Here is a 22,817-nt window from a genome sequence, read left to right on the forward strand (position 1 = left end):
AAACCAAGCTAGTTAGAATATTATGACAAAAAAAATACTATTATTATTGATAATGCTTTCTTGTCCTTTAGCCGCTTTCGCCGCTGAAGATACCACTATGACTTATTCTTTATCGACCATTTCTGAGCTAGCTAAAGAGGCAGTAGCAAAAAAAATATCGCCACAGCCAAATGCTGTCATTAATATTATCCCGCAAAACCTTGAAGGGAGGCTAGATCCTCCTGCATGTTTGCCACCTATTGCAGTGGAAATGGCTAGCGAAAGAGAGATCCGCCGCACCAATACGGTAAAAATAAGCTGTATAAGCCCAGACTATGATTATCCTTGGCAAATGTTCATATCGGTAAAAGTGGAGATCACCTTCCCTGTCATAACGGCAAAAAATATTATTGAAAAAGGTGAACTGATTACCGCTGACAGCATCGAAATTAATTATGTCGACCAACACAGCATTCGAGGGCAGTTTTTTTCAAACAAAAAAGAGTTAATAGGAACCCGTTCAAAAAGGCGTGTATCAGCCAAGGCACCAATACTTAATAACAATTTATGCTTTGTTTGTAAGGGAGATTCGGTATCCATTTACGCTAAAACAAACTCATTTGAAATAAAAACTGCCGGTGAGGCACTAAGAGATGGTAATATTGGTGATGCTATTAGAGTCAGAAATAGCAATTCTAACAGGCGATTAGATGTCATAGTCACAGGCGTTGGCGAAGTTGAAGTTAGAATGTAAAATATTCTAAAGTTTTTTTCCTGGTGGCCGATACCCTGTTAGGAAAACCAAAACATTACGCTGGAGCCAAACATGGCAATTGATATTAATAATCTAAAAACAGCTTCTCATGCTCAATTGCGACCAAATCGCGATGCTGGAGCTGCTGGTAAAAATACTGACGCTGCGACAAGCAATACAGCTGCGCCAGTAAAAACTGACTCTGTCAGTATTACCGCTCAAGCACAGCAGTTGCAAGGAGCTCAGAGTAAAATGGCATCTTTACCGGAAGTTGACCAAAGCAAAGTTGATGCAATTAAATTAGCTATTTCAGAAGGCCGCTATAAAGTCGACCCTGAAAAATTAGCGGCTAATATTGCCAACTTCGAAGCTGATCTCAACGGATTGAATTTCGACCAAGAGTAACAACATAGTTACTCTTGATTTTATTAGCCATTCATTACATCAACGTAATGTGGTTTATTTAAAGAGTAAGTTATGAATGAATTACTGCAGTTATTATCATTTCAGCACGATACTTTATCGTCGCTGAAATCTCTTGTGTCTGAAGAAAAAAAAGCTCTCACTGAACGTGATGCCGATACATTATTGTCACTTGCTAGAGATAAAGTGACCTGTCTCAATACGCTAAAGAACAATGATGAGCAACTTGCATCACACCCAGATAAAGCATTATTGAATACCAATGCTGAATTGAAGGTTAAAGTGGATGAAGCCAAAGTCATACTTGAGCAATGTAAGTCGATTAATAACGAAAATGCCAGCTTAATTGAGCTTAATATTGCTAGCCTTAATCGCTTTTCACAAGCGTTACAAATGAGCCGAAACTCATCAAGTTTGACCTATAATGATAAAGGCCGCACTTCTACGATTTCCTCGCTTGGGCAAAATCTAAAGGCTTAATAAGCTTTCTTCTTGATCACAACCCAATAAAAAACCGCTCATTAAGCGGTTTTTTTATGTGAACTCTTTTATGTCAATACAGTCACTAAAAATAGGTCACATCTTTTATTTTTCGAGGGCGATTCTGCTGTTGGTATAGATTCCACACTTGAGCGAAATCTAACTCAAGCTCAGTGACATACATATCACCTGCAGGATAACTCTTAACCACCTTTGCTCCTTTAATCATTCCAGAAACATTAGCAGAAATCGTGTCGCTACTTAGCAGCCATTCATTCACCTGACTATTAGCATCAATTTGCTGACCGTAAACTTGCTCAGCTAATTCGCGATACGCAGCAATCTTTGACGCTTGCATCGCCATCAACACTTTTTGAGATTGCTCATTACCGGGTTGAGTATCAAGAGGCGCATAGCCAATCGCTGTCAACTTAGGAAACTGTTCTGGCGCTTCTGTTTCCCATTGCACATATTTGTCATTAGATGCACATCCAGTCAACAATAGTGATGCGGTGAACGCTGCAAAAATAAATGATTTCATTATTGTTCTCCTAAAATAGCAACGGTCGTCATGCCAGCCTGCTCATTCCGATAAAGTAAGCCATCTTTTGAAACGACTTTACCTGCGGGAAATAAATAACCAGGTAAACTTTTAGTCTGCACAAAAGTTTGCACCGCTGATACCACTCGATTATTTGCAACATTCACAATTCTGGCATTGACCGCTACGCCTTGTGAAGTGCTATCCATTGTCGCAACAACCACATGCGTAACAGGTAAATCAGAAGGGAGTTGAGTCCAATCTCTACTAAGAATAAATTCTCCCGTTGGGGTCGAACGTAAAGAATTAGCAACATTCAAATCGACGAGATTAAATTCATGACTATGGAAAGCAGCAATCATTCCTTGCTGTAATTGCAAACCAAGAGAATTAGTTTCGGCATAATTGTCTAACTTAACGGGCGTTGAAATCAACAAGGGTTGGTCAGAGCGTAAACTATCGTTCTGCATCACTAATTCATTGACTATCTTTTCTGCCAGAATATTAACTTCAGCTTTAGGCGCTAAACCCGACTTTTGAATATCGTAAGTAAGAACGTCTTGTTTAGGCTCTGAATCAAACCAAAAATTCGTTTCTTGACCGTCATTAACATAAGACAAGTCATCATGTTCTGATGGTGGTAAGCCAGCACAAGATGTCATCAATATCACAACAGGGATTAAACCAATTCGGCGCATAATGCATTCCTTTCTTTTATGCTTTGCTTCACTTAGTTGCTATTTATCACGAAGTTTATAGCAGCATAAAATGTCTAATTAACTCTACAAATGCTATCGGCAACCACAACAGAAACTTTAGCGAATTAAAAATGATCTCGAAGCTGCACTCGTCAATAACAGGCACACTCTTTGCATTTATTTACCAAAGACTCGCTTTTGATACGCTAGCGCCATTAAGTTGGCGTAGCATTACTCGTTCATCGTTAAGTTTAAACAAGTGATCAATATGATAATATTCATTAAAAACAGACAACTACTTCAACTGACATTCATATTATTGCTCTTTGGTCTGACTAATGCACCAGTAATGGCTGAAATGGTAGAAGTAAGCGGAAAGGCAAACATTGTTAATGGTGACCTAGATAAAGCACGTGAAGCGGCAATCAACCAAGCGTTAAACTACGCTAGCTTAAAAGCTGGGGTTAATTTTAGTAGTGAGCAAACCATTAATCAGGGTAACTTAACCCAAGATGCCTTTCAAATTCAGCGAATGGGTGAAGCGAATAATATTCAGTTAGTCTCCGAAATTGTAACAAATAAGGATATAACCGTTTTACTCAGGCTGGATCTTCAATCTAAATCAAACTTACAATCACAGCAATGTCACAGCCAAGAATTGAAAGCTGCGATTATGATCCCACAAGCGACCATTAATGACCGTTCACAACTGCGTTACGGGCAACTATTAACTTTTCCTAAAGCTCTATCTGAACAACTTGGCAAGACTCTAAATAGCCAATCCGATTATAGCTACGCTCGTATTCATGCAGATGAAACCTTAGATCACACTAATGAACTGATTAACTTTAAAGGTAATAGAATTCCAAGTTGGCTTGGTGAAATCACCGATAGCCAATATATATTGCAACCAGAAATTGTAGATATCTCTACAGCGCCTACATCAAGTTCATTTTTGGGATTTGTTACAGATGATCCGATGAGACAAATGAGCTTTAGGTTATCTCTTTATCACGGTATCAGTGGTGAGAAGGTTTGGAGTAAAGATTATGCTGCAGAAGCTGAATGGGAATTTGAACGAAGCGAAAGTGTATCACCGACAACCAAACGTTTTTGGCAATCAAATTATGGTCAAACCTTGGATCAGCTAATCCAACTGAGTACAAACGATATTGATAATCTCCTCAACTGCCGTCCACTACTAGGACAAATTGTGGCTAAACAAGGTAATAGAATTATCATTAATTTAGGTAGAAGAAACAATGTAAAAATGGGCGATAGCTTTCAAATCGTGCTACAACAAAATATCCCCGACAGAGTAAATTTGATGAGAGCCGTTGCAACTAAAAATCGCGCCACCGTCACTATAGAGCAAGTCTCAGAAGAAAGTGCCACTGCTGTATTACAAGGTATTGAGGCATCAGGTAACATTCAAATACAAGATATTGTCATTAAGATTTAAAACAGGAAAATATCGTTCAGCTCAAAATCTTAGGTGAACTAGATAAAGTAAACTCAGAATTTTTGGCAAATCGACTTAATTAGAAAAGGTTTTCATACCATGGCAACAACAAACTCATCATTCAATAATCAATTTGCGATCAGCCAGTTTAATGAATATTACCTGCCAAGTATCAACCGTAATACATTTGAAAAAGTAGACTCAAAAACAGCTTTTAAAAACAAATATAAACAAGATATATTTCAAGAAGATACTTTACATATAATTCTAGGGATAGACTCTGGTTTACTAGTCAACTACATCCTAGACACCCCAGTCAGTGAGGGAAGTAAATACATATTTATAGAATTACCAGCTGTGCTATCTTTGCTAAATGTTGATATTCCTGAAGATAAGCAGGACTATATAAAAGTTCTTGATTTCGAGGGCTTCAACGACCATATCGAGACAGCTAAAGACGATCTGTTCTTAATGAAAGATCAATTAAAAGTCACTCTTTCCCTGTCAGCATCAACTGGAGTAATTGAAGAGTATTCAGAGTTATACAATAGGGTTAGCCACCTCCTTACAAGCTACATTGAGTCTCTTAAAGCTAATTTACAACAAAAACTATTTTTTACAGAACAGATGTATAACGTAGTAGAAAATAGACAACCAGCATCTCTATTAAAAGACACTTTTTGTGGTAAAACCTGTATGGTCATTGGTGGTGGACCATCTTTAGATGAAAACATAGAATGGATAAAGTGTAATTACAATGAGTTATTCATTATTACCGTCTCACGATTCGCTTCAAAACTATCTCAGTTAGGTATTCCCGCACATATTATTGTCTCAATAGATCCTCAAGAACATAGTTTTGAAGTTAATCGCGATATGATGAGCTTGGCAAAAGAAAGCTTACTGATTAACTCACATCACATTTGCCATAGAATTTTAGCCCAATGGCAAGGTCAATCACTTTTTCTTGGAGAGCAGCTTCCCTGGTGCGACACTGACAATATTCCGACAATTGGGCCAACAGTAACCAATAGCGCAGTAAGAATTGCCATAAAAATGGGCTTTAACCAAATTTTATTATCTGGCGTTGATTTTTGTCACTCAAGTACCGGCATGACTCATGCAAAAGGCAGCTTAGAATCTAAAGCAGGAAGTAATAATAGTAGGATTTACCAATGGGTAGAAACATATGCAGGTAAGTTAGCTGAAACACCAATACAACTACTTCATGCTGCACAAACATTAGAAGAAGAAGTCGCACTTTTTCCACATGTAAATGTAATTAATCTGTCAAAAAATGCTGCAAAACTGAAGGGAATTACTCATAGTACAACCAATGAATTAATATTAAACCCAGCGAATTGTTCACCTCAACAACTCCTTGATATGTTGCCTAATTCAACTAAAAACCATAAAAAATTCTTAATTTCACTGAAGCATAACCTAACAAAAGCTAGCTCCGCGTTTTTGAACATAAAGAAGCTGTGTGATGAAGCACTATATTTAAATTCGGCATCAGAAAAACTCAACATTAATACTCACCGTTATCAGAGTAAAATAAATAAAATTGAGAAAATAGAAGCTGAAATCAATAGAAAATATCCGATATTCAGTAAGCTCATTAAGATCTATGGTTATTTTGAATTTTCACAGTTTTTGACTACAAAAAAATCTGGAGGTTGGTCGCTTCAACAAATGCGCACAATGACGGCTAAATATTATACCGCCTATTATTTCATCGCTGAAAATTTATATGACTTGATTGAAACCTCTTTAGAAATAACCGCATCCCGATTAGAAGAAATAAAAGCAACCCCTTCCATTCCAATGCTAACTTCCCAATGGAAAAAACACCTTCAGCCTGGGCGTTCTAGACTATGGTTATCTAACCAAAGTTCTGAATTTATCTCCTCTTTAACTGAAAATGAAAATACTGCATTAGGCAACCTGAATAAAGAGTATCAGCAGCAACTGACAGGCTTTTCTCATCCTTATTTCTCCATGAAAGAAGATTATGAAAATCTAGATAATACACTCGCAAAAATTATCGACTTGAAACAGCGGAAAAATATACCAGGGCTTGCATTACTTGCAGATAAGATTCAACCCTTGATGAAAGATGATTCATATGCGGTAAAATTATTCCATTTAACAAATCATTACATTCATCTAATTAATGAAGATTATGAATCTGCATTAAAATCAGTTCAACATATTGCACCAGCCGATAGAACTGAAGTGGAAATGAAGCAAATATTGATGATCTCACTCAAACTGCATCAATTAGATTTAGCGGAAAAAACGCTCAGAGAGTTAGCACAATACAGTGACGAATACCTGCCGCAACATGCCCATATTTTATCTTTACAAGGTAATAATCAACAAGCATTAGATATGTATCTAAATTTCCTAGATAAATATCCCACCGATGAAAACACACTAATTAAGCTAGGTGTTTTTCTTGCAGGGCTTGGGGAAATAAATAGTGCTAAATCCACTTTTGAACAGATACTATCGTTTAATCCAGATAACCTAACCGCATCCAACTATTTAGCGCAGCTAACTTGATTAAATAAAGTGAATCAATAACATGAGTGAACTCTTCCTAGAAAACATTAATATTATTAATCAAAGATGGCCTCAAATAGCCAAAAAGATAACGTTAGAATCAGTAAGCGAATTTGATGCCGTTCTTGTCACAGGAAAGAATCAAACAATCAGTGTAAACGGTATTCAATTAAGCAGCCGGCACAACCGCTTGTCGGAGGCAAAGCTATACATAGATCAATTATGCTCTAACTGTAACTCTATCACCCTTTACGGAATTGGTATGGGAGATGTTCCCAGCTTGCTCATTGATAAGAGCAATCTAAACATCATTAATGTAGCACCGTTAAACCTTAGTCTCTTCGCATTATTATTAACCTATACAGACCAAAGTGAATGGCTATCAGATCCAAGAGTCAACTTAATTCAGCCCGAGCAATATCAGTTAGCCGAAAATTATTTAGCTATAGCAGCAGATTTAGTTTTAGCTGATGAACACAATTGTGTCATACGTGATTTTTTAGTCATGGAAAACAATCGTGAATTTATCAATTCAGTTCACTCAGCCAATGACCGAGAGATTGAAGAACTACATAAACTCAATTTGGAGGCTTTAAATAGAGACCCAAGTGCAGAACACATCAAATTAAACACAAAAAATAATACTAAAGCGAGTATTATTGCTTCAGGTCCAACACTCGAAGTCCATTATGAAGCGCTAAAGAAACAGCGAAATTTACCGCCTCAAGAAAGACCAACAATGATTGTAGTAGATACTGCATTAGTAGCGTTAACAAGCCAAGGTATTATCCCAGATATCGTAGTAACTCTTGATAAAAACATTACTTTACAGCATTTTCCTGAGAAATTACCAAGTGATACAAGCCTAGTTTATTTCCCTCACTCAAACCCTGATGTGATAAATAGTTGGAAAGGGAAAAAGTTTAACGCTTACTCTAATAGACCCATTTTTGATGAATGTCACAAAAATTCGCCTAAGATAAGATTGTATACCAACGGTAGTGTTATTCACCCAACTGTTGATTTAGCCGTTCAACTCGGACTGCAAGAGATTAGCCTATATGGATGTGATTTTAGTTACCCACATAATAAAACACACGCATACTGGCAAGATGGAGTATTAGGTCCCTCAATAAATTTAAAAAAGAATCACTGGGTATTAAATGGGCACAATCAACGTGTACCCACAGACCTAAACTTTAGAGCCTATTTAAGATACCTAGAAATATATATATTGGCTAAGCCTGAAATCAAGTTTTATCAGTCAAGTAAGCTCGGAGCCAAAATTGCTGGCACTCATTACAGAGATTAAAAAATGCAACATGAACAAATCATTCAACTTATTAAGTTGCTAACACAAACATCAGAGCAGTTTAGGCTAGGCAAAGAAGCCGAAGCCTCCCAAATGTTTCGGCAATGTATAAATCTACTAGAACAAATATTAAAATATCATGAGAATGCACAACATATTTCGGCATTATTGCCCATGATTCTAGAAGCGCAAGAAAAACATGATTGGCTAGGATTAGCTGACTATTTAGAATACGAAGTACCAAACTTACTAACAATCGTCAAATAACGATGGAAAGGTAAATAAAGCATTATTTGTTCTTTTCTACATAAAGTTATAACGCCAAAAAACTGGCATCAATTTATGTAGCTTATATTGTTTTAAGAGTAATGACCTCTAAACTGTTAGTCGCCACCTCCGTCCTATAAGATTAACTTTGATAAAATCTAACAATGAGACAAAAAGCTTCTTAACCTATTAATTTTAATTGTTTTTTAAATATGTTATAAATACAGAATTAAATAGTTTTCATGTAAAAAATTGCACAGTTGTTTTTGGTTCGTATATTGCTTACTCAAGTAACTTACTCGTCATAGTAAATTAGTCTCACTGTGTGCCAGTAACGCATAAAGTTACAGAATATTTATGGAGAAATTATGTTTGATAATAAATCAATACTCATTACTGGCGGCACAGGTTCATTTGGTTATAAATATACCAAAACATTGCTTCAACGCTATAAACCTAAACGCATCATTATATTGTCTCGAGATGAGTTAAAACAGTATGAAATGCAACAAGTGTTTAACGAGCCTTGTATGCGTTATTTCATTGGCGATGTGCGAGACGGTGAGCGCTTAAACCAAGCGTTTAAAGATGTAGATTACGTAATCCATGCAGCAGCATTAAAACAAGTACCCGCAGCGGAATACAATCCAATGGAGTGTATTAAAACCAACATTCATGGTGCTGAAAATGTAATTCGTGCAGCTATCAGTAATAATGTCAAAAAGGTCATTGCACTATCCACAGATAAAGCAGCAAACCCTGTAAACTTATATGGTGCAACCAAACTGGCATCCGATAAATTGTTTGTAGCTGCCAATAATATGGTTGGCGAAGGCCAAACTCGATTTTCTGCAGTACGCTACGGCAATGTTGTTGGCTCTAGAGGATCTGTCGTGCCCTTTTTTCAACAATTAGTTGACAATGGTAGTGATCATATCCCAATCACTCACCTTGAAATGACCAGATTTTGGATAAGCCTTCAACATGGTGTTGATTTTGTTTTGAACAATTTTGAGCGCATGTTGGGAGGAGAAATTTTTATTCCCAAAATACCTTCCATCAAAGTTGTAGATCTAGCAGCATCCATAGCACCTAACCTGCCGATAAAAGAGATCGGAATTAGGCCTGGAGAGAAACTTCATGAAATGATGTGCCCTGGTGATATGTCTTATCATACTTATGAGTTTAAAGATCATTTTGTAATTGCCCCAGCGATTAAGTTTTTTAGTCGTAGCAATGACTTTTCAACTAATGCCCTAGATGAACAGGGAAGTTTAGTTGAACCTGGATTTGAATATACATCTGACGCTAACCCAGAGTTTCTCTCTGTTGAAGATATTAGTAATTTCAATAAGGCTGCGATGTCATGATCCCTTATGGCCGCCAAAATATTACTCAGGAAGATATAGACTCTGTCATCAATGTATTACAGGGTGATTTTTTAACTCAAGGGCCAGCAGTCCCCGCATTTGAAAAATCCTTATGTGATATAACAACCGCCCACTATGCTATTGCAACAACAAACGCCACTTCAGCATTACATTTAGCTTGTTTAGCGCTGAATGTAGGACCAAGCTCAAGAGTATGGACATCAACAATTAGCTTTGTCGCTTCTGCAAATTGTGCGAGATACTGCGGCGCTAATATCGACTTTATTGATGTTGATGCCAACAGTGGCAATATGTCTATTACTTCATTGAAAGAAAAATTAGCCGATGCCAAGATAAATAGCACTTTACCTAACGTAGTGATACCGGTTCATTTAGCGGGTACCAGTTGCGACATGCAACAGATACATGCTCTAAGCCTAGAGTATAACTTTGCCATTATTGAAGATGCTTCTCATGCCGTTGGAGGGCTGTTTCAAGGAAAAATGATAGGCAGCTGTCAGTATAGTGATATTACTGTTTTCAGTTTTCATCCAGTTAAAATTATTACTACCGCTGAAGGTGGAATGGCGCTAACAAATAAAAATGACCTAGCTGAAAAAATGCAACACTTGAGAAGTCACGGCGTCACTCGAGATGAACAATTGATGACAGAGGATAGTCATGGTGCTTGGTATTATCAACAGTTGTCATTAGGGTTCAATTATCGTATGACGGATATGCAAGCCGCTCTAGGAATAAGCCAAAGCAAACGTTTAACAGAGATAATCAATAAACGCAGAAGTATTGCCCAGAATTACCATAGGTTATTATCAGAACTAGAAATTGACTTACCCTCATTAGCAACCATGGGTAAGGATGATAGCGCATGGCATTTATTTATAATTAGATTGAAAGATCAATCAAAGCGAGCAATGGTTTTCAATAAACTCCGAAAAGCAGAGATATGGGTAAATGTGCACTATATTCCAATACACACTCAGCCATATTATCAAGAGTTAGGGTTTAATTGGGGTGATTACCCACAAGCAGAAGACTTTTATTCACGCATAATTAGCCTTCCAATGTATCCAGAACTAACATTGATTCAGCAAGAGTTTATCGCTGAAGTGCTAAGAGAAGCGCTCCTAAATTAAGTGCTAGTTGTTAATCTTCAAATATTTCCCAACTCGTTGCGGAATTCGCTTTTACAGCAGTATTTAGCTTACGGCCTATCAGATCTTCAAAGTATTTAGGCCCAAGCCCAAAACCCGGACGTACACTACGTAGATCTTCCGCTCTAATGACATCGCCCACTTTTTTATCATTGACTATGTATAAAGAGCGTCGATATTTAACCGTAGCTTTCTCACTTGACTGTTGGGAGTAATCTACTTTTCCAACTGCTTCCCATGCTATTTTTGAATGCTCGCATAACTCAGCTAACTCTAACTCTTCTAACGAAAAAGAATCATCAGGCCCCCCCCCTTTTCGGTCAAGAGTTACATGCTTTTCAACTATTCCAGCCCCAATTGAGATCGCCGATATCGCAGTAATATTATGAATAGTATGATCAGAAAGGCCTACTACGACACCGTAGCGTTTTTGCATATCAGCAATAGTTCGTAAATTGTACTCTGATGACGGCGCGGGATAACTACTTACACAATGCAATAGGGCAAGCTCTTTACATCCACCTGAACGCGCAGCTTCAACTGCCTCGGTTATTTCATCTGAATTTGCCATACCAGTGGAAATTATCATCGGTTTCTTAGTACCAGCAATATATTTAATCAACGGAATATCGATTGCTTCAAAAGATGCAACTTTATAGGCCGGAGCATTCAAATCTTCAAGTAAATCGACAGCTGAATTGTCAAAAGGTGAGCTAAAAATGGTGATTCCAAGTTGCTTCGCATAATCAAATAATGGCTTATGCCATTCCCATGGCATTTGCGCCCATTGATATAGCTCATAAAGGCTTTTTCCATCCCATAAGCCACCACGGATCATAAACTCTTCGTTTGTTGAATTTAATGTAATGGTATCTGCACTGTATGTTTGTAACTTAACCGCATTAGCATTACAGCGCTTAGCCATCGCAAGAATTTGTTTAGCTCGTTCAAAATCACCATTATGGTTAGCTGACAATTCTGCAACAATATAAGGAGGATAGTCCCTACCAATTTTTCTACCTTCAATTGTGATAAATGGACTTGTCATTTGATAGCCTTAAATGTATAAACTTTAAATTATGTAACAAACTTATCCCTAACCTTATGACTTAGATAAAGGTAATTCATATGACTGGGGGTTCTCAGGAATACTTGCAACTCTTCTTAGTCGAGTAAATTCATCTTTTGGGGGCGTTAAATGAAAGCCGAGTAATTGCTTTTGTTCAGTTGTCATTTTATCAACAATATTTTCTGGCGTATTTTTCATAAAGTCAAAAGAAGGTTTAATGAACCATCTAGCGTATCCTAAAAGTAAAGCCCAACGGCTACTAGCTGTATAATTAGGGCCTCCGCCATGCCATAAATTAGCATTAAATATCAATACACTCCCTTGAGGAGCAGTAATATATTCAACCTCATGCTGTGGTTCACCATTAGGAGGAAACTCGGTCCACTTATGGCTACCGGGAATGATTCTAGTCGCACCATTTTCAATCGTAAAATCGTCTAATAGCCAAATAACATTGGCCTTCAAACAATAATTAACACCTGGTAAGCCGCTATCAATATGCATTTGCTGCTTAGTATCACCTTTAGCAGGACTGCGTGCAGATACATTATTTAAATAATAGGGTTCAGCATTATTGTAGCTTCCTTGTTTAAGAACCACATCCAATATTGAAAGCACTGTTTCATTTTCAAATAAACTAAACCAATCCAAAGATTTATTGTGCAGATTAAACACGACTTTCTCTTTTGATTTGTCTGATAACTCGCCCTTTGACGAAGTAGCATTAGCATATAAATCAGAGTAATTTAGATAATCTTTTTCTAAAAGCGCTCTAAAGTGAGCACATTGCTGCGTGCTAATCATATTGGGAAGAATGACATAGCCATCTTTTTGAAAACTGTCTATATAAGAGTTCATATTATATTGCCTTTGCATAGCAAGTAATCTGGCGGCCTAAATTCACCTCAGCTAATGACTGATAAAACTTCTTTAAGGTTTTCTCTTCACCTAGATTACGTAAATTCATCTCAAATTGAACTCTTCGTTTATGACACTCTTTTCCAGTTTCCCGATTGCCAACATAATTATCACCCATTAACAAGAATAACTCTAACGGGAATGAAGACATTGCTAACCCATTTTGAAAGCCACAACCACTCAATAAGTTCTGTAAAGTACTACGTGAGAAATAATTCAAATGAGCTGGCGGTGTAACCCACCACTGCTCGAGCTTGTGAAGTTTCTGAGCTGCCATTTGAAAAGCATTAAATTCATTAGGTACAGTTATAATAATTAACCCACCTTCTTTTATTACGCTTTCACGGATCTCAGTCAAGACCCTTATCGGATCAGCTAAATGTTCCAAAACGTTATTCAACATAACAACATCAAAGCGTTTATTATCGAATACATTCATGGTTTCAACACCACAGTGTTTTACATTTAACCCCTGAGTATTAGCATACTCCACGGCTTCTAATGCAGGGTCAAAGCCATAGCAACTCACACCCAGCTTTTTAAAATGAAGTAACGACTGAGCCCAGCCGCAACCAACATCTAATAATTCTATTTCAGAAAGCGGTTTTTCAAGCTGCAACTCAATTTCACACGCCTGATCACTCCACGTCCCTTCCATAAACTCTCTATCAGCAACCTGTACTTCCAAAGAAGAGTTATTAAAGTTTTTGTAATCGCTAGAGTAAAACTCTTCAGCGTAAAAACGGTTAATCTCTTCAGCAGATGGCGTAGGAGTAACCTGTAAGAAGCCATATTTTTCATTTGGCTGAATGTCATAACTATTCTGTTTCATAAAACTGGCACCTGATATTATTTATTTGATATACAAAGCTGACTTTGCCCAGCCTAAATTCATTACAACATCTAGCATCGATAATTGAGGAATAAAAGTTGTCACACTTTTTTGAACGTATAAAGTCGGCTTAAACACTTGATAAGATAGATCTATGTCATTTTGATTTTCAAAGCCATCATCGGTTAAATAATCTCTAGCTCCTTGAGGAGACAAATAATGAGTCGCATTTACTTTATTTAAAATAGACAACAGCCTTTCAGTTCTAACACCTTGTATACTTAATTCACTAGATTTGACGATCTGGCATTTAACATTCATTTTTTGTGCCATCATTTGAATAATAGCTATGTTCATTTGAGCTAAAGAAGTAAAAGACTCGTTTAATATCAGATCTGTAAAATGGAATAACTCTTGAGCATGCTCATGTTTTGAGTACACTTGCTTTAACGTTCGTACCATTTTTTCACGCCAAGGCCTCTGATCATTAATCATTGTATTTTCTATCGATTGCCCTAAATGATCATGATTTATAGGTACTGTGACCCAATGAGCAGAAGAATTTAACGCGATTCTATTTCTGTTGTGCCATGAGCCTTTTTGAAACTGCGCATCATCTAAAAAAATGAATAAATCCACATTCGCCATTAAATTAAAAAAGCCACTCCATGGTAAAAAAGTGGGCTGCATAATGGATATTTTCATAAATTTTTTCTCATCTGTATTACATTTTTATCAGAAAACTCAGCAGTCAATGAGTCTGAATTTTCTTTGTAACATTGCTTATTATAAAAAGATAATGCCGGCTGATTTGTTTGTGATACATGTATAATAACCTGATGAATTAATAAGGTTTCTTTTATAAACTTCTCTAATAAAAAGAGTGCCGCAGATCCAACGCCTGAATGATGTTCGGATGATTCCCCAATATATATCCAAGCTTCAGCCTCACTTTTCTCATAATCGATATGTTTTACACCTATATTTCCTAGATGCTTCCCATCTTTAATTATACTGAAAACAAACTGATTTTTTGCTTGTAGCAAACTTCTCCAATAAGAAAAATGACGGGATATTTGAGGGGGAGAAGAAACTAAAAATGCCTTCTGCAATTCCTTACTTTGCAACCATCTAAATGTTCGACGAACATCCCAGCATTTAACATCAGATAATATGACCTGCTTAGATAATAACAATCGACTCACTAGAGGTACGCCAAAAAGAACAGGAGATTCGATTTTAGGTATTTTTGTATCCCAGAGGGTTAATAAAATACTCTTTAATTCAGAATAACTATCAAAAAGGGTAAATAAACCTTGCTCACTCATTTGGGTTAACGGCTCGACTTGATTTTTTGCGATAGGCTTTAACAATGAAGGTAATTCTAAAAATAATCGTTCATAGGTACTTCCTCCACCTGAGCCTATTGCAAGATCTGCAACAGCCATCAATTCAGCCATATTATTGACATTAGTATGTATTTTAGTGCTAATTGACATTCTGGAAGCAAAACGTTTTAGCGACTGTAGGTGTAATGCTTTATCACTAACCACAACATTTATTCTGACTAGTTTGAAAGGTAAATTTGCAATGATCTCCAACACTTTCTCACTATTGTTGTCAGGGTCAGCCCCCCCAAAAGTCACTAAAATAGATTCCAGTTTATTATTAATACGTCGAACTTGGCTTTTTGTTCTCCAAAGTAAGAATTCATTACGAAGTAAAGTGTATTTCCCACCTAAAAATTGACGGCAAAATGCAGGAATGAGCTGCTGATAACTGTTAGAAGCCACGCTTAAATTATAATCTAGCAAAAAATCACAATAATGTTCTCGGTCTGCTAAATCATCAATAACCATCAATTTATTACAGTATAGTTTAGCCTGGCGCTCCCAATTAACATCTAGGGCATAATGATCAACGATGATAATACTAGGTTTTAAGCGCTTAAAATGCTGCATGCATTGACTAACATCAGTCAACCAACTCACTTCAAGCCAATAATAATGCCAAGGCATAGCTTCTTCATGACAAGTGGGCGATTGTTCTGTTTCTTTTGCTGGCAACAAATAAACAGTAAAATCATTTTTCTCAAGAATTGAAGCATTATGACCGCTTAAGTCTCTACACAAAAAGTAACACTCAGCGCCTTGCTTTCGAAGTTCAACAGCTAACGTCAGACATCGCATCAAATGACCATAACCAATTTGAACACTAGAATCGACTCTAAAGACAACTGTTTCACTGCTTATATGAGTACTCATAACGTTACTGCCTATCTTATAATTGATGCTAGATACAACAAGATGAAAACATCATTTCAGCTCTCACCCAGTCATCTTCAGTGTCAATATCTTGCGCTCTATAGCTAGGTATAATGACAGGTACAGTGGGCGCTACAAAAACAACTTTTTGATTTAGCCATGCCTCGGAAGTTCCCCAGCAAAACTGCCCTACATCATGGAAAGCTTCAGCTAAATCCTGAGAGCGAGTATGAAAAAATTCAGGTTGAAACATTTCCAATCTATTTTCAGCATTTACGTAGGTAGCTCTCTGGATTGGGAAGTTAAATTTAGTAACAGCTAATGCATAGTCACTTTCTGACGAGAGTAAAGATTGCAATCCATTCTTGATATCTTCCGCTCTTATAAAAGGAGCGGTGGCATAGATACAACATACATAAGAAACAGAGTCATCAATTATAGCATTAGGCTCACTAAGGCATTTACTTTCAATGCTTGCGGTTAACCAACCAATTGCATGACTAATGACTGAAGATGTTCCTGTTAAATCATCAGACAATGAAGCGGGTCTAATAAATGGAACTTCAGCACCAGCAGCTCTTGAAATCTCAGCAATTTGTTCATCATCTGTTGAAACGATAACTCTATCAAAACAACCACTATTTAATGCAGCCTCAATTGACCACAAAATCATAGGTTTGCCATGGAATAAACGAATATTCTTTTTCAATATCCGTTTACTTCCGCCTCTAGCGGGAATAATAGCCACTTTCATATAGTCTACGAATACTTTAAAAAGTAATTAAATTGCAGCATTTCAATTTCCTTTATAATTAAAAGACTTTACATTTTTCCATTGCAAAAATGGAGAGTGGACCAAGAAATAAAATGTATACATTCTTGATTAAATGAAGCAATAGACATATCCACTAATCAATCAATATATCTCACATAAACTCATGTTACCACGACATATTTACATAAAAAATCAAATTGATAATGAATAATTCATAGTTTGAGCAATACGACAAAGCCACCAATAATCTATCAATTAGACGTCATAATTTTAAGCAAGTTATTTTACCAATAGCTAAGGTTAATATCGGTGATAATAGCCGTTGAAGGTAAACCGGTGAAAAAACGATGTAATGTTTAATATTTAAGCGACTAAATTTAAACACTTTTAATCAAGATTAAAACTTGTATAATTGCGCTTAGTCTCCCCATAGCTCAACAGGATAGAGCAGTCGCCTCCTAAGCGATCGATCAAGGTTCGAGTCCTTGTGGGGAGACCATAACACCTCTTTTACTTAATCTTATCAGCAGCTTACAAAAAACACTAAAAATTGTGCCGCCTATGTGCCGCCATAGAACACCCCCTAATCACTACTTTTTTTCTTACCTTTTCCAAAAGTCTGGGTTTTACACAGTTGATCTCAGTTATAGACATTTAGCTTCATTTCTAATAGTTTTGTATCAAACAAGAATATGGAAGTTGAACGTGATGGATGACACCTCATCAAGTAGTAATCACAGTAAAGTCAAAGATGAATTGCTCAACAAAATGTTTAGTGAAATGCCTGTTGAACAAAAAGAACAACTGTTAGCAGTTCTTAACTCAAATAAAACTTACACTCCCGATAATCATAATTTATCGCAAAAATTTACATCCCTCGAATCATTATCTTCAAAACCGTCAGCATTAATGGAAAATCTTCCTGATGATATAACTGAAGAAACATTGGCCAAAGATCTAGCCAAAATAAATAACAGCCAACAAACTTTAGAAAATGAGCAATCACAGTTAATCAATGTGTTTACTGAGATGTTTGAGCAATTCTCAAATACACCACCTTGCGATGACTTAAATGTAATCCGAGAGTTTGCTAATGCATCGTCTATCTTTGAAGCTTTCAAGCAAGCTGGTACTTCTGAGCTATCTTGCTTTGAAGAGACAATATCACCAGATACTGATGAACTGCTGCACGCAGCTATGACATGCCAAATAGCTGGACTGACAAAAAACTCACAGTATCTGTTTAAGCTGTTTCTTCAACAGCAATTCATCGATAAAAATGAAAGCTATCAATCCTTGCAATCAGACATAAGTATTGAGAAAGGCATCCTTGAAACCGCTCAAAGTCATTCAAAAAAAGGGCAAAATACTAGGCACAGTAAAAACCGCCAACGTAAAGATTTTGCTCTAGCGTTGTATTCAACGAAAGATTACAAGAACCCGAAACAAGCTGCGGAACGCCTATTTCCATCAATTAATGATTTTGCTAACACAATGCATCACCCTTTCACAAGCGATTACCAAGGGTTTCAAACCGTATACCGTTGGTTTCTTGCGGCAAATAAGTAGCAATCGCATATAGTCATAGTCAAAATTGAAGCAAATAAACTTGATTCAATTTACTCATTAATATAGATTCTTTATTAGGCGCCAGCCTCACTTACATGCGAGTGAAAACAGGCACTAAAAACGAAAGTTTAAAATCAAAATTTAAAACCAATTTTTCATAAATGACTAGGTTGAGAAGCCTCGCCGTAATCGCATGTGGTAATGCTTTAATGCACCTCGCACTCAACCGCGGAGTTAATTTATGAACATGCTTTCAACTTACACTTATAACGTATCCTCACGCGCAAAAAAACTGCCTGAATGCACGATTTCTAGAGCACAAGTCATCGAACTAATTGCCGCATACCTAGGTAAAAAAACTTATGCAGCCTTAAAAACATCATCAATTACAAATCTATTAGAGCAAGCAAATAAAGAACCTTTAATAGCCTTTGAGAGATGTAAGCTCAAAGCAATCCATCTAAATCAAACCGAAACAGACTCAACTCAACTTGCCAATTTAATACGTGATGAATTAGCTTCGCTTATTGGTATGCAATCATCACTAATCAATCAGCAAGCACTACATTACTTAACCTATGTTGACAGTCTTACCAACTATGATGATTTTGACAGCAGGGACTCCAGTGAATCTAGTAGCAGATTTGAAAATGAATCAGTAAATAAGTTTTCTTATAATGGATTCGAAATTGACATTAAAAACCTCTTTACTGAGTTACAGCAGAGTTCTATAAAAGGCGATAAGCAATCAACGCTTTTGGAGTTTTTATGGCTACTAGATGATTTATCTTCAGTTACTGGAGGTGAAAGTAGTCAACACTGGTATGAGCAAAGCTTAAAAGGCCAAACTATGGGCGACACCCAAAAAAAGTGGGCAGATAACTATGCGAAACAGATAAAGCCTACTCAAGCATTCGAACGGTTTATTTCTCAAGTAACTATTTCTGATTTAGCCTCTCCGAATATAGATGATATTTTTGAAGCAAATGATTTTGATTCAATCGAAAAATCAATCTGCTACCACTTCGATGGTGAGGAAATGTTTGACTTATTCAATCAATACTGGGGAGAAGACTATGATAGTGATTCTAAAAAGCAGCCATTTAATCAATGGTTAAAGCTCTCAGCCTTACAGCAACCTAATCGAAGCTTAATCTCTGAATTAATTGAAAACTCTAGAGACCCTATTGAACAGCATGCCTGGGCACTATTTGCTAAAGAAAACAAAATTGATGTAACTCAAGATAATCACTATGCAATAAATATGGATACAGGTGAGCAATGGGATGAAGATTATGGCCCTATTGGAGTTGGTGGCTATAGTGGCATTCGATTACCTCTATTAGCGCCTAAAAATGAATCTAAAGTTTATGAAATAAGCCAAATAATGCTTCAAATTAGTCAAAAATGTCAAAAATGTCAAAATAGAACCTAAATTAAAAAGGTGTTTCTCACCCTGAGAAACACCTTTTTGAGCCTGACAAGCGCATACCCTATTCCTCTTTGATCATATTGTTCACTCCGACGAACACAAACTAATCGGAGTTAACATGAATAATCTACTACTTACCCCAGCTCAAGTTTCTGAGTTCTTAGGTGTCACTATCGGCACCCTTTCCGTTTGGCGTTGTACTGGCAGATACCCCCTTAGCTTTATCAAAGTGGGTCGTCGAGTCATGTACCGTCAAAGTGATGTTGAAAACTTCATCAATGGGAGGGTTTATGAACACACTCTATAAGTACATCTTTAGTTTTTCATTCTTAGAGCTTGTCACTATAGCGATGGTTGTCATGATCTTGCTTCAGCTCTCATACATGAATGGTTTCTTAAACGGTGCTTGCCCTAGTACCGATAAGCAACACCAAGCCATTGATGAAGTCGATGATGAGTTTAATTCCAGAGAAACCCGCAAAACTACTAAGGGTGAAGCAGTACAACAACCGAATATTGATATGGTTAGCTTTAATCCACATTCGGGAATTGCAGCAATCAGCCCTGAAATTGCAGAAGTAAATTCAGGACTGGAGCCGAAAATTCCTGAGAATATTCCCGAAACGAATCCTGCAATGGCTGGATTGGATTCGGGAATATTTACCGAAAATCCTGCAATATTCACTGAACTCCCCTTAAATAGGCCTTTAAACCCAAATAGTACAACTGAACAACTACAAGTGAATATATTCGGTGATGGGCTTGTGACTCAGCATAAAGATATTAGCTGTTCTGCTTTTCATATACGGGAATGCGCTCTGTATGAAGATTAAACCAGCCGCCTATGCCGTCGTTGGTCACATTGACGGCTACACGCCAAATTTTGTTAAGCTCAAGTCAAAGATTGAAACTGTCGAGCGAGTGAAACCGCTTGGTAATATCTATTACCTGCCAAAGAAAATTCAAAATAAGTTAACCAATAACTACAACAAGCGTTTAAAAAGTGTAGTGAAACTAAAACATGCTCAAGCGTTTGATGCTGACACCGAAAGACAATTAGGCGTATTAAATCGTGTTTGGCAACAATACCCATTTAAGCTAGTGCAGCAAGGCGCAAGAATGATCCGCTATAGAAAAACAAACGCGCTAATTGCTGAGGCTAACAGTAACGCCAATGAAGCATTAAGACGGGTGCAAGCGGCATCTGATGGTGGCGGTGATATTTTTTCGGCTTACACTGATGCCGCGAAATTATGCAAGCACTGGCAGGTTAACCCACCTTATGCGAATGCAGTATTAAATGATGGAATTGAGCAGGCGGCTGAATGCGGTATTTTACGTATGATTTGCCCTAAGTGGTGGTTACGTAAATTGTCTGCCTTACGCGACCAATGTATTGAACACTTATTCATTGCGGCAGGCATGGTCGGTAAGCATTCACCTTATATTTCGAAAGAAAGTTTTTCTGAATGGAAAACGCAACAGCGTAGTGCACAGGATTGGCTTGAATCAACCATGATTGAATCTGAAAGCGGCATGATGTTGCCTTTGGCTGATGCATCAAACGCTGGTGTGGCCAATCCCAAAAATCGCTTTACTGAATTAGTGGTTCGCGCTCGCGGTCTTGAAGAAATGGCGCAAGATGCAGGCAAAGAAGGCTTGTTTATCACCTTAACTGCACCGAGTAAGTATCATGCTGTAAGTCACAAGTGGAATGAACAAAGCCCGAAAACAGCACAAAAATATCTTGTGGCTCAGTGGGCTAAAATTCGCAGCAAGCTAAAACGTCAAGGTATTGATATGACAGGCTTACGGGTAGTTGAGCCACACAAAGACGGCACACCACATTGGCATTTATTAGCGTTTATGGCACCGAATGACGTAGGTGAATTCAAATCAATTTTGCATGACTATGCTTTTGAGGTTGATGGTGACGAAAATGGCGCAGCTAAAAACCGTTTACTCATTAAAAACATCGACCCGTCCAAAGGTAGCGCTGTGGGTTATGTCATTAAATATATTTCTAAAAACATTGCCGCCGAACACATGGACGAAGAGCAAGATTTTACCGCTGATTGTAGCGCATCGCATGGTGCCATGCTGGCTAGTGCGTGGGCATCCCGTCATAAGTTAAGACAATTTCAATTTTTTGGTACATCTAGCGTGTCGATTTGGCGCGAATTGCGCCGTCTTGATAATGGTGGTCAAGTTATCGAACAAGCACGCGCCGCCGCAGACCAATCCAATTGGTTAGAATTTGAAAAGGCGTTGAGTGTTACGCCGTTATCGCTTGATTATGACGAAACCGAAAATGGTAATGAATACGGCGAAACCGTAAAACGTATTAAAGGCTTGATTGCAGATAGCACTGTGATTGTGACTCGCGAAGAGCGTTGGAAGTTACGCCCGATGGTGACCCAAGAAAGGTCAGAATTTTCTGAGTTAAAAAAATCTCGCGCTTCAGTAAATGCATCAAATGCCAAATTAGATAAAACCCAACGCATTGCGTTACCAACATGGAAGCAACCTGCTTTAGATGTTGATTTTCGCTCTCCTTGGACTTGTGGGAATAACTGTTCGGTTGAGACTAGAACCCTAGATTCATTACCCAAAGCAGAAATTAAAAGTGTGATTGATGGTTCCGATATGGAAGAACACATCACAACCACGGTAATGGATTCTAAATTCGTCAAAGCATTAAAAGCGGTAGGCGTAGTCGATGAATTATCAGTGAATCAATTGCTAGCAGGGGCGATGGTGATTTGTGATTCAAGTGGCTTAGCGTACCAAATTGTTAATAACTGCTTGGTAGAGCGAAATGTAAATTGACATGAATCAACTAAACTCAATCATTTGAATAATTAACCTAAAAGTAGCTATTAATCACAAGTAGTACATAGTAACATCGATAGTATAAACACTGGTTGAACAG

22 protein-coding genes and 1 tRNA gene are annotated in these 22,817 nt (G+C 37.4%); 15 read left to right on the forward strand and 8 right to left on the reverse strand.

The window, feature by feature from the left end; genetic code table 11:
• Window positions 1-22 precede the first annotated feature (22 nt).
• From flgA to FPK91_RS07260, 3 genes are all read left to right on the forward strand, one after another.
• Window positions 23-733 carry a flagellar basal body P-ring formation chaperone FlgA gene (gene flgA / locus FPK91_RS07250; RefSeq protein ID WP_144210000.1) on the forward strand — a complete coding sequence of 237 codons (711 nt, stop codon included), beginning with the start codon at window positions 23-25 and terminating at the stop codon, window positions 731-733.
• A gap of 72 nt (window positions 734-805) precedes the next feature.
• Entirely contained in the window at window positions 806-1,138 is a 333-nt protein-coding gene (gene flgM, locus FPK91_RS07255; RefSeq protein WP_144210002.1) for a flagellar biosynthesis anti-sigma factor FlgM, read from the forward strand.
• 72 nt (window positions 1,139-1,210) lie between these two features.
• Window positions 1,211-1,636, forward strand: coding sequence for a flagella synthesis protein FlgN (locus FPK91_RS07260; protein ID WP_144210004.1), 426 nt, complete (start codon window positions 1,211-1,213; stop codon window positions 1,634-1,636).
• A gap of 85 nt (window positions 1,637-1,721) precedes the next feature.
• On the opposite strand, the gene FPK91_RS07265 is transcribed toward FPK91_RS07260, so the two are convergent.
• Together FPK91_RS07265 and FPK91_RS07270 are read right to left on the reverse strand one after the other, a co-directional pair.
• Window positions 1,722-2,177 carry an LPP20 family lipoprotein gene (locus FPK91_RS07265; RefSeq protein ID WP_144210006.1) on the reverse strand — a complete coding sequence of 152 codons (456 nt, stop codon included), beginning with the start codon at window positions 2,175-2,177 and terminating at the stop codon, window positions 1,722-1,724.
• Entirely contained in the window at window positions 2,177-2,875 is a 699-nt protein-coding gene (locus FPK91_RS07270; protein WP_144210008.1) for a FlgO family outer membrane protein, read from the reverse strand. Before FPK91_RS07270 ends, FPK91_RS07265 begins: the two co-directional genes overlap by 1 nt.
• A gap of 268 nt (window positions 2,876-3,143) precedes the next feature.
• Here FPK91_RS07270 and FPK91_RS07275 point away from each other — a divergent pair, with 268 nt between their 5' ends.
• From FPK91_RS07275 to pseC, 6 genes are all read left to right on the forward strand, one after another.
• Window positions 3,144-4,337 (forward strand): flagellar assembly protein FlgT, encoded by a 1,194-nt coding sequence (locus tag FPK91_RS07275; protein WP_144210010.1) that lies wholly within the window; start codon window positions 3,144-3,146, stop codon window positions 4,335-4,337.
• Between the two features lie 99 nt (window positions 4,338-4,436).
• Window positions 4,437-6,905, forward strand: coding sequence for a 6-hydroxymethylpterin diphosphokinase MptE-like protein (locus tag FPK91_RS07280; RefSeq protein WP_144210012.1), 2,469 nt, complete (start codon window positions 4,437-4,439; stop codon window positions 6,903-6,905).
• A gap of 262 nt (window positions 6,906-7,167) precedes the next feature.
• A complete protein-coding gene (locus FPK91_RS07285) occupies window positions 7,168-8,217 on the forward strand; it encodes a motility associated factor glycosyltransferase family protein (protein ID WP_227006711.1) in 1,050 nt (349 codons plus the stop codon).
• Window positions 8,218-8,220: 3 nt separating this feature from the next.
• A complete protein-coding gene (locus tag FPK91_RS07290; RefSeq protein WP_144210015.1) occupies window positions 8,221-8,484 on the forward strand; it encodes a hypothetical protein in 264 nt (87 codons plus the stop codon).
• Window positions 8,485-8,852: 368 nt separating this feature from the next.
• Window positions 8,853-9,854, forward strand: coding sequence for a UDP-N-acetylglucosamine 4,6-dehydratase (inverting) (pseB, locus tag FPK91_RS07295; protein ID WP_144210017.1), 1,002 nt, complete (start codon window positions 8,853-8,855; stop codon window positions 9,852-9,854).
• Entirely contained in the window at window positions 9,851-11,008 is a 1,158-nt protein-coding gene (gene pseC / locus FPK91_RS07300) for a UDP-4-amino-4,6-dideoxy-N-acetyl-beta-L-altrosamine transaminase (protein ID WP_144210019.1), read from the forward strand. The genes pseB and pseC overlap by 4 nt, the downstream gene beginning before the upstream one ends.
• 10 nt (window positions 11,009-11,018) lie before the next feature.
• Here pseC and pseI read toward each other — a convergent pair whose 3' ends face one another.
• Genes pseI through pseF form a run of 6 tightly spaced genes read right to left on the reverse strand, consistent with a single transcriptional unit; the run spans window position 11,019 to window position 16,863 of the window.
• Window positions 11,019-12,074 (reverse strand): pseudaminic acid synthase, encoded by a 1,056-nt coding sequence (gene pseI, locus FPK91_RS07305; RefSeq protein WP_144210021.1) that lies wholly within the window; start codon window positions 12,072-12,074, stop codon window positions 11,019-11,021.
• A 54-nt stretch (window positions 12,075-12,128) separates the two neighbouring features.
• Window positions 12,129-12,953, reverse strand: a complete 825-nt coding sequence (locus tag FPK91_RS07310) for a phytanoyl-CoA dioxygenase family protein (protein WP_144210023.1) — start codon at window positions 12,951-12,953, stop codon at window positions 12,129-12,131.
• A gap of 1 nt (window position 12,954) precedes the next feature.
• The gene (locus tag FPK91_RS07315; RefSeq protein WP_144210025.1) at window positions 12,955-13,845 is read right to left on the reverse strand and encodes a class I SAM-dependent methyltransferase; all 891 of its coding nucleotides are present in this window, start codon (window positions 13,843-13,845) and stop codon (window positions 12,955-12,957) included.
• Window positions 13,846-13,866: 21 nt separating this feature from the next.
• Window positions 13,867-14,550, reverse strand: coding sequence for a WbqC family protein (locus tag FPK91_RS07320; protein ID WP_144210027.1), 684 nt, complete (start codon window positions 14,548-14,550; stop codon window positions 13,867-13,869).
• On the reverse strand, window positions 14,547-16,109 hold the full coding sequence (gene pseG / locus FPK91_RS07325) for a UDP-2,4-diacetamido-2,4,6-trideoxy-beta-L-altropyranose hydrolase (protein WP_144210029.1): 1,563 nt from the start codon (window positions 16,107-16,109) through the stop codon (window positions 14,547-14,549). The genes FPK91_RS07320 and pseG overlap by 4 nt, the downstream gene beginning before the upstream one ends.
• Window positions 16,110-16,137: 28 nt before the next feature.
• Window positions 16,138-16,863 carry a pseudaminic acid cytidylyltransferase gene (gene pseF, locus FPK91_RS07330; RefSeq protein WP_144210031.1) on the reverse strand — a complete coding sequence of 242 codons (726 nt, stop codon included), beginning with the start codon at window positions 16,861-16,863 and terminating at the stop codon, window positions 16,138-16,140.
• A gap of 444 nt (window positions 16,864-17,307) precedes the next feature.
• Between pseF and FPK91_RS07335 the strand changes: the two genes are divergently transcribed.
• From FPK91_RS07335 to FPK91_RS07360, 6 genes are all read left to right on the forward strand, one after another.
• Window positions 17,308-17,383: transfer RNA gene (locus FPK91_RS07335), tRNA-Arg, on the forward strand.
• 209 nt (window positions 17,384-17,592) lie between these two features.
• Entirely contained in the window at window positions 17,593-18,453 is an 861-nt protein-coding gene (locus FPK91_RS07340) for a hypothetical protein (RefSeq protein ID WP_144210033.1), read from the forward strand.
• Between the two features lie 241 nt (window positions 18,454-18,694).
• A complete protein-coding gene (locus FPK91_RS07345) occupies window positions 18,695-19,888 on the forward strand; it encodes a hypothetical protein (protein ID WP_144210035.1) in 1,194 nt (397 codons plus the stop codon).
• A 115-nt stretch (window positions 19,889-20,003) separates the two neighbouring features.
• Entirely contained in the window at window positions 20,004-20,192 is a 189-nt protein-coding gene (locus FPK91_RS07350; RefSeq protein ID WP_144210037.1) for a helix-turn-helix domain-containing protein, read from the forward strand.
• A complete protein-coding gene (locus FPK91_RS07355; RefSeq protein ID WP_144210039.1) occupies window positions 20,176-20,718 on the forward strand; it encodes a hypothetical protein in 543 nt (180 codons plus the stop codon). The genes FPK91_RS07350 and FPK91_RS07355 overlap by 17 nt, the downstream gene beginning before the upstream one ends.
• Window positions 20,708-22,714 carry a replication endonuclease gene (locus tag FPK91_RS07360; RefSeq protein ID WP_144210041.1) on the forward strand — a complete coding sequence of 669 codons (2,007 nt, stop codon included), beginning with the start codon at window positions 20,708-20,710 and terminating at the stop codon, window positions 22,712-22,714. The genes FPK91_RS07355 and FPK91_RS07360 overlap by 11 nt, the downstream gene beginning before the upstream one ends.
• Window positions 22,715-22,817: the final 103 nt, after the last annotated feature.

Origin of the sequence: Shewanella donghaensis (assembly GCF_007567505.1) — a bacterium.
GTDB classification, from domain to species: Bacteria; Pseudomonadota; Gammaproteobacteria; order Enterobacterales; family Shewanellaceae; genus Shewanella; species Shewanella donghaensis.

Excerpts from the sequence above, each read along its gene's own strand:
- flgM (WP_144210002.1), top strand. The coding sequence starts at position 806 with ATGGCAATTGATATTAATAATCTAAAAACAGCTTCTCATGCTCAATTG.
- FPK91_RS07260 (WP_144210004.1), top strand. The coding sequence starts at position 1,211 with ATGAATGAATTACTGCAGTTATTATCATTTCAGCACGATACTTTATCG.
- pseC (WP_144210019.1), top strand. The coding sequence starts at position 9,851 with ATGATCCCTTATGGCCGCCAAAATATTACTCAGGAAGATATAGACTCT.
- pseF (WP_144210031.1), bottom strand. The coding sequence starts at position 16,863 with ATGAAAGTGGCTATTATTCCCGCTAGAGGCGGAAGTAAACGGATATTG.
- FPK91_RS07360 (WP_144210041.1), top strand. The coding sequence starts at position 20,708 with ATGAAGATTAAACCAGCCGCCTATGCCGTCGTTGGTCACATTGACGGC.
- FPK91_RS07270 (WP_144210008.1), bottom strand. The coding sequence starts at position 2,875 with ATGCGCCGAATTGGTTTAATCCCTGTTGTGATATTGATGACATCTTGT.
- FPK91_RS07320 (WP_144210027.1), bottom strand. The coding sequence starts at position 14,550 with ATGAAAATATCCATTATGCAGCCCACTTTTTTACCATGGAGTGGCTTT.
- FPK91_RS07280 (WP_144210012.1), top strand. The coding sequence starts at position 4,437 with ATGGCAACAACAAACTCATCATTCAATAATCAATTTGCGATCAGCCAG.
- flgA (WP_144210000.1), top strand. The coding sequence starts at position 23 with ATGACAAAAAAAATACTATTATTATTGATAATGCTTTCTTGTCCTTTA.
- FPK91_RS07285 (WP_227006711.1), top strand. The coding sequence starts at position 7,168 with ATGGGAGATGTTCCCAGCTTGCTCATTGATAAGAGCAATCTAAACATC.
- pseB (WP_144210017.1), top strand. The coding sequence starts at position 8,853 with ATGTTTGATAATAAATCAATACTCATTACTGGCGGCACAGGTTCATTT.
- FPK91_RS07315 (WP_144210025.1), bottom strand. The coding sequence starts at position 13,845 with ATGAAACAGAATAGTTATGACATTCAGCCAAATGAAAAATATGGCTTC.
- FPK91_RS07345 (WP_144210035.1), top strand. The coding sequence starts at position 18,695 with ATGAACATGCTTTCAACTTACACTTATAACGTATCCTCACGCGCAAAA.
- FPK91_RS07310 (WP_144210023.1), bottom strand. The coding sequence starts at position 12,953 with ATGAACTCTTATATAGACAGTTTTCAAAAAGATGGCTATGTCATTCTT.
- pseI (WP_144210021.1), bottom strand. The coding sequence starts at position 12,074 with ATGACAAGTCCATTTATCACAATTGAAGGTAGAAAAATTGGTAGGGAC.
- FPK91_RS07355 (WP_144210039.1), top strand. The coding sequence starts at position 20,176 with ATGAACACACTCTATAAGTACATCTTTAGTTTTTCATTCTTAGAGCTT.
- pseG (WP_144210029.1), bottom strand. The coding sequence starts at position 16,109 with ATGAGTACTCATATAAGCAGTGAAACAGTTGTCTTTAGAGTCGATTCT.
- FPK91_RS07350 (WP_144210037.1), top strand. The coding sequence starts at position 20,004 with ATGAATAATCTACTACTTACCCCAGCTCAAGTTTCTGAGTTCTTAGGT.
- FPK91_RS07275 (WP_144210010.1), top strand. The coding sequence starts at position 3,144 with ATGATAATATTCATTAAAAACAGACAACTACTTCAACTGACATTCATA.
- FPK91_RS07290 (WP_144210015.1), top strand. The coding sequence starts at position 8,221 with ATGCAACATGAACAAATCATTCAACTTATTAAGTTGCTAACACAAACA.
- FPK91_RS07265 (WP_144210006.1), bottom strand. The coding sequence starts at position 2,177 with ATGAAATCATTTATTTTTGCAGCGTTCACCGCATCACTATTGTTGACT.
- FPK91_RS07340 (WP_144210033.1), top strand. The coding sequence starts at position 17,593 with ATGGATGACACCTCATCAAGTAGTAATCACAGTAAAGTCAAAGATGAA.